The 10,593-nt window shown below is 68.9% G+C and carries 12 protein-coding genes, 1 other RNA gene and 1 pseudogene; 5 read left to right on the forward strand and 9 right to left on the reverse strand.

The genetic code is table 11. The features are described from left to right. An RNA gene (gene ffs / locus ACE3TL_RS15305) (signal recognition particle sRNA small type) lies at nucleotides 1-84 on the reverse strand; the annotation flags it as partial. 61 nt (nucleotides 85-145) lie between these two features. Here ffs and nudC point away from each other — a divergent pair. After that, nucleotides 146-1,072, forward strand: coding sequence for an NAD(+) diphosphatase (gene nudC / locus ACE3TL_RS15310; protein ID WP_374579537.1), 927 nt, complete (start codon nucleotides 146-148; stop codon nucleotides 1,070-1,072). A gap of 208 nt (nucleotides 1,073-1,280) precedes the next feature. Here nudC and ACE3TL_RS15315 read toward each other — a convergent pair whose 3' ends face one another. Genes ACE3TL_RS15315 through ACE3TL_RS15325 form a run of 3 tightly spaced genes read right to left on the reverse strand, consistent with a single transcriptional unit; the run spans nucleotide 1,281 to nucleotide 3,162 of the window. Beyond that, nucleotides 1,281-1,580, reverse strand: coding sequence for a hypothetical protein (locus ACE3TL_RS15315; RefSeq protein ID WP_374579538.1), 300 nt, complete (start codon nucleotides 1,578-1,580; stop codon nucleotides 1,281-1,283). Beyond that, nucleotides 1,577-2,428, reverse strand: coding sequence for a prephenate dehydratase (locus tag ACE3TL_RS15320; protein WP_374579539.1), 852 nt, complete (start codon nucleotides 2,426-2,428; stop codon nucleotides 1,577-1,579). The genes ACE3TL_RS15315 and ACE3TL_RS15320 overlap by 4 nt, the downstream gene beginning before the upstream one ends. Then, nucleotides 2,425-3,162 carry a 3-deoxy-manno-octulosonate cytidylyltransferase gene (locus ACE3TL_RS15325; RefSeq protein ID WP_374579540.1) on the reverse strand — a complete coding sequence of 246 codons (738 nt, stop codon included), beginning with the start codon at nucleotides 3,160-3,162 and terminating at the stop codon, nucleotides 2,425-2,427. The genes ACE3TL_RS15320 and ACE3TL_RS15325 overlap by 4 nt, the downstream gene beginning before the upstream one ends. A gap of 138 nt (nucleotides 3,163-3,300) precedes the next feature. Between ACE3TL_RS15325 and ACE3TL_RS15330 the strand changes: the two genes are divergently transcribed. Next, the gene (locus tag ACE3TL_RS15330) at nucleotides 3,301-3,972 is read left to right on the forward strand and encodes a cytochrome c family protein (RefSeq protein WP_374579541.1); all 672 of its coding nucleotides are present in this window, start codon (nucleotides 3,301-3,303) and stop codon (nucleotides 3,970-3,972) included. Between the two features lie 6 nt (nucleotides 3,973-3,978). On the opposite strand, the gene ACE3TL_RS15335 is transcribed toward ACE3TL_RS15330, so the two are convergent. From ACE3TL_RS15335 to ACE3TL_RS15345, 3 genes and pseudogenes are all read right to left on the reverse strand, one after another. Further along, entirely contained in the window at nucleotides 3,979-4,515 is a 537-nt protein-coding gene (locus ACE3TL_RS15335; protein WP_374579547.1) for a C40 family peptidase, read from the reverse strand. Between the two features lie 36 nt (nucleotides 4,516-4,551). Next, nucleotides 4,552-4,812, reverse strand: a pseudogene (locus tag ACE3TL_RS15340) (peptidoglycan endopeptidase); the annotation flags it as partial. Continuing rightward, the gene (locus ACE3TL_RS15345; RefSeq protein ID WP_374579542.1) at nucleotides 4,809-6,188 is read right to left on the reverse strand and encodes a M17 family metallopeptidase; all 1,380 of its coding nucleotides are present in this window, start codon (nucleotides 6,186-6,188) and stop codon (nucleotides 4,809-4,811) included. The pseudogene ACE3TL_RS15340 and the gene ACE3TL_RS15345, both read right to left, overlap by 4 nt. A 109-nt stretch (nucleotides 6,189-6,297) precedes the next feature. On the opposite strand from ACE3TL_RS15345, the gene ACE3TL_RS15350 reads away from it, so the two are divergent. After that, entirely contained in the window at nucleotides 6,298-7,134 is an 837-nt protein-coding gene (locus ACE3TL_RS15350) for a tetratricopeptide repeat protein (protein ID WP_374579543.1), read from the forward strand. Between the two features lie 263 nt (nucleotides 7,135-7,397). Here the strand turns inward: ACE3TL_RS15350 and ACE3TL_RS15355 are convergent, their stop codons facing one another. After that, a complete protein-coding gene (locus tag ACE3TL_RS15355; RefSeq protein WP_374579544.1) occupies nucleotides 7,398-7,820 on the reverse strand; it encodes a YciI family protein in 423 nt (140 codons plus the stop codon). Between the two features lie 91 nt (nucleotides 7,821-7,911). Continuing rightward, a complete protein-coding gene (locus ACE3TL_RS15360; protein WP_374579548.1) occupies nucleotides 7,912-8,592 on the reverse strand; it encodes a Crp/Fnr family transcriptional regulator in 681 nt (226 codons plus the stop codon). A 93-nt stretch (nucleotides 8,593-8,685) separates the two neighbouring features. Here ACE3TL_RS15360 and ACE3TL_RS15365 point away from each other — a divergent pair, with 93 nt between their 5' ends. Together ACE3TL_RS15365 and lepB are read left to right on the forward strand one after the other, a co-directional pair. Further along, on the forward strand, nucleotides 8,686-9,513 hold the full coding sequence (locus ACE3TL_RS15365) for a TauD/TfdA dioxygenase family protein (protein WP_374579545.1): 828 nt from the start codon (nucleotides 8,686-8,688) through the stop codon (nucleotides 9,511-9,513). Between the two features lie 79 nt (nucleotides 9,514-9,592). Further along, a complete protein-coding gene (gene lepB, locus ACE3TL_RS15370) occupies nucleotides 9,593-10,354 on the forward strand; it encodes a signal peptidase I (protein ID WP_374579546.1) in 762 nt (253 codons plus the stop codon). The last annotated feature ends 239 nt before the right edge of the window (nucleotides 10,355-10,593 follow it).

Raw genomic sequence — 10,593 nt, forward strand, 5'->3', positions numbered from 1 at the left:
CGACGACCCGGAGCGAAACTCGTTACGGCTGCTTCCTTCCGGACCTGACCGGGTTGGCGAGGCGTCCGCCCGTCGCCGATCTCCGCCCCCTATATCGCGACCTTGGCGCTCGCGCGCAAGCGTCGGCGCAGCTACAACTCCGCACATGCCGCTCTCCCGCTATCAAAACACCTTCGCCGGCAACCCGTTGAACCGCGCCAGCGAAAGGCGCGGCGACGTCTCCTGGCTGGCCGAAAAACTGCTCGCGCCCGATTCGCTGGCCATCGCGCTGTGGAACGGCAAGCCGCTGGTCGAGAAGGCCCAGAACGGCGACCTGCAGATCGCCTACATCCCCTCGCGCATGGCCGAGGACCTGTCGGGCGGGGCCGAACGGCTGCTGTTCATGGGCCTGTGGCAGGAGACCGCCGTGTTCGCCGTCGATCTGGAGGGCGGGCACGATCCGGTCGAGGGGCCGCTGGCGGGCCTTGGCGCCTTCGAGGAGCTGCGGGCGGTGGCCATGCGCATGCCCGGCCCCGACGCGGCCATGGCCGCCACGGCCAAGTCGATGTTCGAGTGGCGGCGGCGTCACCGCCACTGCTCGGCCTGCGGCCACCAGACCGACGTGGTCGACGGCGGCTGGAAACGGCAATGCCCCGCCTGCAAGGCCGAACACTTCCCGCGCACCGACCCGGTGGTCATCATGCTGGCCGTGCATGGCGAGCGCTGCATGGTCGGCCGCCAGGAGATCTGGCCCAAGGGCATGTTCTCGGCCCTGGCCGGCTTCCTCGAACCCGGCGAGACCATCGAGGAGGCCTGCGCCCGCGAGCTGGAGGAGGAGGCGGGCCTGAAGACCCTGTCGGTCGCCTATCACTCGACCCAGCCCTGGCCATATCCGTCATCGCTGATGATCGGCCTGATCGCGCAGGTGGCCGACGACGAGGCGACGCCCGACCAGACCGAGCTTTCCGAAGTGCGCTGGTTCACGAAGGCCGAGGCCCGCGACGTCCTGGCCGGCAAGGTCGAAGGCGTCTTCGCCCCCGGCCCGCTCGCCATCGCCCACCAGCTCCTGAAGACCTGGGCGGAGAGCGAATGAGTTTTCTTTCCTCCTGGGCTTCGCACTTACGCGTGTCATCCCGGAAAGCGCGCAGCGCTTGTCCGGGAACCATGAACGCCTGAGCTTTCAGGTTCTCGCACTGCCGAGACACATTCTGATCCGCCTGTGCTCATGGGCCCCGGTCTTGCTTCGCAAACCGGGGTGACACCCATGGATGGCGATAGCCCTGCCGTGAAGGCGGGAGAAACTACCCGACCTTCAGCACCACCTCGACGTCGTCGCCGCGGCGGGTGCGGCGCTCGAGCCGCGCCTGGCCGATGGCGTTGGAGAGCTCTGCGGCGAAGGCGCGCACCGGCAGCTTCAGATCGCCGGTGACGACGATCGTATAGGGCGGCGAAAGCTCGCTCATGGTCCCGAACACCATCGAATCCACGAAGGCCTCGATGCTGGACCCATGCCCCGGAATGGCCTGGATCGCCTCTTGCAGCAGGCGCGCGAACGCCTTGGGGTTGGCGCAGCGCGTGGCGTCGATCTCGATGGTCTTCATCGGCCGGCGTGCGCCCGGAACGGATCGGCCGGATAGACGCCGAGGATCTCGAACCGCTCGGAGAAGAACTGCAGCTCCTCGAAGGCGCGGGCCAGGCCCCGGTCCTCCGGCCGGCCATCGACCTCGGCGTAGAAGAAGGTGGCGGTGAAGGCGCCGTTCTCCATGTAGCTTTCCAGCTTGGTCATGTTGACGCCGTTGGTCGCAAAGCCGCCCAACGCCTTGTAGAGCGCGGCGGGCAGGTTGCGGACGCGGAAGATGAAGCTGGTCACGCAAGGGGCGGTGAAGGGCGGCGGCGGCGGGTCCTTGTCGGCCGTCATCACCAGGAAGCGGGTGGTGTTGTTATGCTCGTCCTCGATATCACGGACGAGAATCTCCAGGCCGTAGAGCTCGGCCGAGAGCGCCGGCGAAATCGCCGCGCGAGCGCGGTCGGGGTTGGCGGCCAGCAGCTTGGCGGCCAGCGCGGTGTCGCCCACCGGCTCGGTCTTCAGCTTCAGCCTACGGATGGTCTTGCGGCACTGGCCGAGCGCGATGGGCATGGAGGTCGCGACCTTCACCTCCTCCAGCGTCACGCCCGGATTGACCATGAGCTGGAAGTGGATCGGCTTGAACCGCTCACCGATGATCTTCAGGCCCGAGGACGGCAGCAGGTGGTGCACGTCGGCCACGCGGCCGGCGATCGAGTTCTCGACCGGGATCATGCCGAGCTGGCAGTCGCCGGTCTTCACCGCCTCGAACGCCTCCTCGAAGGTGGCGTGGGGAACGGGCTCCATCTGCGGAAAGGCCGCGACGCAGGCCTCGTGGCTGTTGGCGCCGAGTTCGCCCTGGAAGGCGATCCGTCCCTTGGTCATCGGTGTTCCCTTGCAAACTTGCGCGCGCGTTCGAGGTCGGCCGGGTTGTCGACCGAGATCGGGGCTTCGTCGATCACCGCGGCCCAGATCGACATGCCGAGCTCCAGAGCGCGGAGCTGCTCCAGCCGCTCGCGCAGCTCCAGCGGCGAGGGCGGGGCCGCGCAGAAGCGCAGCAGCGCCTCGCGGCGATAGCCGTAGACCCCGTGATGCAGCCAGACCGGCCCGTCGCCATAGAGCACCGAGCGGGTGAAATAGAGGGCGCGCGCGCTGCGGCCGTCCGGCTGCATGGCCGCGACGACCTTGGGAATGTCCGGGTTCGTACGTTCGGCCGGTTCGCTCTCGGCGACCATCACGGTCGAGATGTCGCAGCTCGGCTGGCCGGCCAGCAGCCGGGCGGCGGCCTGGATCACCGAGGGCGCGAGGAACGGGATGTCGCCCTGCAGATTGATGACCACGTCATGCGCGCCGGCCGGGTCGAGGGCGTTCAGCGCGGCCACGATCCGGTCCGAGCCGGACGGCAGGTCGGGGTCGGTCAGCACCGCGGTTCCGCCGGCCGCCTGGACCGCTGCGACGATTTCGGCGTCTCCGGCGGCGACCGCGACCGGGCCGACGCCGGCCCTTTCGGCCTGGCGCAGAACCCGGACGATCATTGGCGTTCCCTCGATATCCGCAAGGGGTTTGCCGGGCAAACGGGTGGCGGCCATGCGCGCCGGAATGAGGATGATCGGTTTCATGAGGTCCACGAGCGACCAACTGGCTGGTTGCGCGGGCGGCGGTAGCGTGTAAGAGAGCCGGGCGCAATAAGGGGCGGGGATTCCCGCGCAGACGCCAGTCTCGTTCGGCTGGCCGCTGAGAGGGCCGATTTTAAGACTATGAGCGACCTCACGTTCAACAAAGTCGCTGGCGCCGTGCTTGCGACCGGTCTGGCCATTATTGGCCTTCGGGAAGTTTCTTCGAGCGTGTTCGCGCCCAAGGAAGTCGAAAAGCCCGGCTATGCGATCGAGGTCGCCGAGGAATCCGGCGGCGCGGGCGGCGCGGCCGCGGATGCGCCGATCGACTGGGGAACGGTGCTGCCGGTCGCCGACGTGAAGGCCGGCGAAGCGGTCTTCGCCAAGTGCAAGTCCTGCCACACCATCGACGCCGGCGGCGCCAACGGCACCGGCCCGAACCTCCACGGCACCCTGGGCAAGAAGCCGGGCACGCACCCGGGCTTCGCCTATTCGCAGGCCATGATCGACCATGGCAACAAGGTCGGCGTCTGGGGCTATGAAGAGATCTCGGAGTTCCTGAAGGCGCCGCAGAAGCACGTGTCCGGCACCAAGATGACCTTCGTCGGCCTGAAGAAGCCGGAAGACCGCATCGCGGTGATCGCCTATCTGCACAGCGAGGGCTCGACCCTGCCGTTCCCGGCGCCGAACCCGGTCGCAGCGGCTCCGGCCGAAGGCGCCGAGGCCCCGGCGGCTGCGGAAGGCGCGGCTGCGGCTCCGGAAGCTGGCGCGGCTGCGCCCGCCCCGGCGGCCGCCGCTCCGGCTGCGGCGCACTAAGCCTTTCTAATATCGGCGGAAAGCGGTGGGTTCGCCCACCCCCGCCGCGACGTATCGAGCCCTTGTCTGCGACAAGGGCTCTTTTGCGACCGCCATGTTATGGGCGTTGGCGTGGATGATCGCCGCCCCGTCCAGCATGATCGCCACATGGCCCTGCCAGAACACCAGGTCGCCGCGACGCAGGTCGCCCTCGGCGACGGCGGTCCCGCCCAGGGCCTGCTGGTCGGTGTCGCGGGCGAGCGCGATCCCACAGGCGCCGAAGGCCTGCAAGGTCAGGCCCGAACAGTCGAGGCCCAGGCTCTCGCGGCCGCCCCAGAGATAGGGCGCGCCGAGATAGCGCTCGGCGACCGCGGCCGGATCGGTCTCGAAGACGCCGACGGGGGCCAGGTGATCCTCGACGAACCAGCCAGCGCCGGCGGCGCGGGCGAAACGGCCCTGCCGCGCCTCGATCCGCAGCAGGCTTCCGAGGCTGTAGGGACCGAGCGCGCGGCTCTTGATCGAGGGTTCGGCGAAGGCGTAGGTGCGGATCGCCGAAACCTTCATATTCGGGGCGCCATCGGCAGGTTTAAGCGCCGAAGCTTCCACAAACCCGACATAACCGTCGCGGCGGGCCTGGCCCCAGACGAAGCCCTCTTGGAGGTCGAGAGCGTCAAACCCTTCTCCGAAAAGGAGTTGGTCCATTTGCTCGGACTCGGGCGAGGAATCGCGCCGAATGGCCGCGGCGGGCGCAGCGCAGGCCAATCGGCGCCTATCGGCATATTCAGCGGCGGTGACGATAGCTTCCAGGTCCCGCGCGGCGAGGTCGGGACGCGCCAGGGTCACGCGCGGGTCGGACCTCATCCGAACCGCGCCTCGATCATCCGGAAGAGGGCGCGGATCGCCTGGACCTCGCCGCCCGAGGGCCAGCCGGGCCGGCCGCGCGGGTTCCAGGCGAAGATGTCGAAATGCGCCCAGGGGCCGGACGGTGCGAACTTCTGGAGGAACAGGGCCGCGGTGATCGAGCCGGCCTGAGCCCAGGCGTCGGAGTCGTTCTTCACGTCGGCGACGTCGGAATCGAGACTGTCGACATAGCCCTTCCAGAGCGGCATGCGCCACATGGGATCGCCGACGGCGTTCATCGCCGCCTCGATCTGGCCGGCCAGTTCCTCGTCGTCGGTATAGAACGGCGGCAGTTGCGGCCCGAGCGCCATGCGCGCGGCCCCGGTGAGGGTGGCGAGGTCGAGGGTCAGGGCCGGGTCCAGCTCGGCCGCGCGGGTCAGGGCGTCGGCCAGGATCAGCCGTCCCTCGGCGTCGGTGTTGCCGACCTCGATCGAAAGGCCCTTGCGGCTGTCCAGCACGTCGCCAGGGCGCATGGCGTCGCCGCTGATGGCGTTCTCCACGGCGGGTACGAGGACGGCGAGGCGCACCGGCAGGCGCGCGGCCATGATCATCCGCCCAAGCGCCAGGGCATGGGCGGCGCCGCCCATGTCCTTCTTCATCAGCCGCATGCCGGCGGCCGGCTTGATGTCGAGGCCGCCGGTGTCGAACACCACGCCCTTGCCGACCAGGGCGACCAGCGGCTTGCCCGCCTCGCCCCACTGAATCTCGATCATCCGCGGCCCACGCTCGGGAACTGCGGCGCGGCCGACCGCGTGGACGGCCGGATAGTTCGCCTCCAGCAAGCCCTCGCCGGTGGTGACGGTGATGGTCGCGCCGAACTGCTCGGCGATCTCGCGGGCGATGGTCTCGATCTGCAGCGGCCCCATGTCGTTGGGCGGGGTGTTGACCATATCGCGGGCCAGGGCGCAGGCGTGGGCGATGTCGCGCACGCGGGCGATGTCGATCCCCTCGACCACCAGGCGCGGCTGCGTCTCGCGCTTCTTCTTGTAGCGGTCGAAACGATAGCTCCCCAGGGCGAAGGCCAGGGCGATCTCGTCCGGAACGAGACCGGCGGGAGCCGAGGCGATCTTGTAGTCGCCGGCCGGCAGCTTGGCCGCCAGGGCGCGGAAGCCCTGGGCCTCGGCGCGCTCGCCCAGGCCGTAGAGCACGCGGTCCACCGCCCCGGCGGTGTCAGGCACGACCAGGAGCTGGCCGGCCTTGCCCTTGAAGCCGGACAGCTCGGCGAAAGCTTTCACGAAGGCGGCGCGGCCTTCGAGGAAAGCGGCGGTCTCGCGCTCCAGCAGGGCATGGACCGGGATGGCCGCCCCTTCCGCATGGTCGACGACGACTTCGGTCATGACGCTCTCCCGCTCCGCCGGCGGCGGAAAATTATGCTTAACGCTTCCTTTAAACGGGCGGGGGATGCTTGGGGCAGCCATCCTCCGGAGCCGTCACTCCATGTGTCGCATGTCGCCTCTCGCCGCAACCGCCGTGGGCCTTCTGCTGGTCGCCTCGCCCGCCCTGGCCTTCGGCAAGCGCGAGCCGGCCAAGGCCGAGACGCCGCCGCAGGCTCAAACCCAGGCGTCGGCCCAGGCGCCTGCGCCGCGCAAGGCGAGCGCCGAAGAGCGCGCGCGGGTCGCGCGGCTCGATCCGCTGTCGCGCGCCGCCTTCTGGACCAACGAGACGCATATCGATCCGACCGACGCCGAGGCTGGGGTGCAGATGGCCGTCGCCCTGCGCCAGATGGGCAACTATCCCCAGGCGGTCGAGGCCGCGAGCCAGGTGCTGGCCGTCCATCCGAGGGACGTCGAGGCGATGCTGGAGCTGGCCCGCACGCACATCGCCCGCGGCCAGGGCTTCTACGCCATCGAACCGGCGCGGACGGCCCAGGCCCTGGCGCCGCGCGACTGGCGCATCCCCTCGCTGCTGGGGATCGCCTACGAGCAGGCCAGCCGCTTCGAGGAGGCGCGCGCCGCGCATGAACAGGCGCTGGCCCTGGCGCCGCACAACGCCACCGCGCTCAGCAACTACGCCCTGTTCCGCGCCGGCCGCGGGGAGACGAGCCAGGCCGAGGCGATGCTGCGCCAGGCCGCCGCCCTGCCGGACGCCACAATCGCGGTCCGCCAGAATCTGGCCCTGGTGCTGGGCCTGCAAGGCCGCATGGCCGAGGCCGAGCGCCTGGCGCGTCAGGACCTGCCGCCGCAGGAGGTCGAGAACAACCTCGCCTGGCTGCGCGCAGCGACAACGCAGACTGCGAGCGCCAGCGCCGGCGGCCGCTCGTGGGAAAGCCTGCGCCAGCCGTAGAGGCTGTTAGGGACTTGGCGCGGTTGGCGACCGGAGCGATGGCTTGGCTAAGCAGTTGATACATAAACAGATCGTCATAGCCGAGCTTGTCCCGGCTACCCATGAACACCGGATGGATCGCAAGGATCGGCGGCCCGTGCGACGCTTCCTGCCGCAAAGGCGGAGATCATAGGTAGCCGGGACAAGCCCGGCTATGACGATTGGGTGGGGGACGGCCGCCCTCAGGTTCATAACAGCCTCTAGGACGGCGCGTCCGGCCGGGGTCAGCGGCTTTCCATCGCAGCCTTGTTGCGGGTGTGGACGGCGTCGGCCTCGGGGGTCATGGCGTAGTCGAAGTCCTCCAGCTCGTAGAGCGGGCGGATCTCGATCTCGCTGGGGCCGGGCATGGGGTTGGGACAGCGCTTCACCCAAGCCACGGCCTCGTCCATGTCCTTGACCTGCCAGAGCCAGTAGCCGGCGACCAGTTCCTTGGTCTCGGCGAACGGGCCGTCGATGACCACGCGGCTGTCGCCATCAAAGGCCACCCGCTTGCCGAGCGAGGAGGGCTTGAGGCCGTCGCCGCCCTGCATGATCCCGGCGGCGATCAGTTCTTCGTTATAGCGGCCCATGGCTTCGAGCAGCTCGCCGCTGGCCGGGAAGCCGGCCTCGCTGTCGACCGTGGCCTTTACGAACACCATCACGCGCATCGTCTTTCCTCCATCGGGTGGGGCCTTGCGCCCCGTCTTCCTCAAGAACGAACGACGTGGCGGCGATCCGACAAGGTGGCCGAAAATATCGCTAAGCGCCCGCGATCCGCTCCAGGCCGCGCAGGTCGAGGATGTCGAGGCGGGCGTAGTCGCGGCGGACCAGGCCCCGGCGCTGGAAGTCGGCGAGGACGGCGTTGACGGTCTTGCGGCTGAGACCGGTCAACTCGGCCAGGGCCTGCTGGCTGAGGGCGAGTTCCGCCGGGACGGCGCGGGCGCGCGACAGGGCGACCAGGCGTGCGGCGATGCGCGCGCGTGGCGGCAAGGCAAGAGCTTCCGCCGCCATCTGCAGGGCGCTGCGAAGCTGGAGATAGACCACGGCGGCCACGGCCTGCCAGACCTGCGGCCGGTCGCGGGCGATGCGGGTAAGGCCGGCGTCGGAGACGCGCAGCACCAGGCTGGGCGCGGCGCAGACCGCAGTGACCAGGCGCGGGCCGCCGCCGAAACGCATGGTCTGGCCGATCGCCGCCCCCGGCCCGATGTGGCCGATGCGCACCTCCCGGTCGCCCGGCGCCTGGCAGTAGAGATCGAGCGCGCCTTCGACCACGACCAGCAGGCCGGTCTCCTCGTCGCCCTCGGCCTGGGCCCAGCGTCCGGCCGCGAGCCGGGCGACGGAGCCCTGAGCCACCAGGGCGCGGGCCAGGTCCGGCCCGTAGGGCGCCAGCCAGCGCACGGAGTCCAGCAGGGCGAGCGCGCGGGCTTCGTCGTCCGTCATACGCACGATTGTAACCTTGGTGACAATCTGGAGCCAGGGAGGACATCAGTCTGAGGGCCAGACAAGACCGCCAAGGACTCCAGGGAGGCGACGATGAGCGCGAGCATTCGCGAGACCGACGGCTGCGGCGCCGAGATCACCGGCGTTTCGGTTCCCCGCGCCAGCAAGGCCGAGATCGACCTGATCCGCCAGGCGGTGTTCGACCGCGGCGTGGCCTTCCTGCACGGCCAGAACCTGACGCCAGGGGAACAGATCGCCTTCGCCGAGAAGATCGGGCCGATCGTGGTCAACCGCTACTTCCCGCCGTCGGAGAAGTATCCGCAGATCGCCAAGGTCGAGAAGACCGAGGAGCAGACCACCAATATCGGCGGCGGCTGGCACACCGACCACAGCTACGACCAGGCGCCGGCCATGGGGTCGGTGCTGCTGGCGGTGGAGACCCCGCCGACCGGCGGCGACACCCAGTTCGCCAACATGTACGCCGCCTACGAGGCGCTGTCGGACGGCCTGAAGGAGACGCTGGGATCGCTGCGGGCGCTGCACGCCAGCGAGCACATCTATGGCGTCGACGGCGTCTACGGAAAGACCGACCAGGCGCATCTGGCCGGCAAGACCGATACGCCGAGCGCGGTGCATCCGGTGGTGATCACCCATCCGGGCAGCGGCAAGAAGGCGCTCTATGTGAACCCGGCCTTCACGGTGCGGTTCGACGGCTGGAGCGTCGAAGAGAGCCGGCCGCTGCTGGGCTTCCTCTACCAGCATGCGATCAAGCCGCAGTTCACGACGCGGTTTTCCTGGAAGCCCGGATCGATCGCCATCTGGGACAACCGCGCCACCTGGCACCTGGCGATGAACGACTATCAGGGCCATCGCCGGCTGATGCACCGGATCACCATCGCCGGCGGGCCGCTGGCGGCCTGAGACGCGCAGCCGGCGTCCCGACGCGTGTCCGGACAAAGCTGGGCTTGCATTGGGCCATGCGGAACCGGCATCTGGGCGCATGACAAAGTCCGCTGAAGCGCCCGCCAAGTCCGCCGGTCAGGAACTGAAGGAGCTGGTCTCCACCGTCGTCACCGCCCTGGCCATTGCGCTGGTGCTGCGGGTGGCGCTGTTCCAGCCCTTCACCATCCCCTCGTCCTCGATGGAGCCGGGGCTGGTGACGGGCGACTACATCATCGTCTCGAAGTTCAGCTACGGCTGGAGCTACGCCTCGTTCCCGCTGCTGCCGCCGATGGGCGAGGGCCGCGTGCTGGGCAAGGGCCCGCAGCGCGGCGACGTGGTGGTGTTCCACCTGCCCAGCGACACCCGCAAGGACCTGATCAAGCGGGTGGTCGGCCTGCCTGGCGACCGGGTGCAGGTGATGGAGGGCGTGCTGCTGATCAACGACAAGCCGATCCCGCGCAAGGTCGACGGCCCCGGCTTCGACCACGACGATCCCGAGCAGCAGGTGACCCAGATCCTGGAATCCAAGCCGGACGGCTCGACCTATGTCACCTTCGACCGTGGGCCGGGGCGGCCGATGGACGACACCCAGACCTATGTCGTGCCCGCCGGCCACTACTTCATGATGGGCGACAACCGCGACAACTCGCTGGACAGCCGCTTCCCGCCGGAAGTGGGCGGGGTGGGCTACGTTCCCGAAGAGGCGATCATCGGCAAGGCGCAGATCGTGCTGATGTCGTGGAAGGCGGGATCGTCGCTATTCAAGCCCTGGACCTGGCTGAACCTCGACGGCGGCCGCTTCTTCAAGAAGATCGACTGAAGCGGCCGGGCTCTTGAGCAAGATCCGATCTGACTGGATCGGACTTTGTTCAAGACCCTTTGAATTTTGAGCATTTTCTACGCCGAACCGGCGCCCACTTCGGCGGAAAATGCTCTAGAGCCTGCTTGGTTTAGATTGAAGCATAGCCGGCGTGGCGAAGGTAGTTTGCGCACTCGGTGGGGCTGAACAGATTGAGCAGATCGCCGATGCGCCGCCAGACGGTCTCGATGGATCGCTCG

This window comes from Phenylobacterium sp. (assembly GCF_041920015.1).
Taxonomy (GTDB): Bacteria; Pseudomonadota; Alphaproteobacteria; order Caulobacterales; family Caulobacteraceae; genus Phenylobacterium.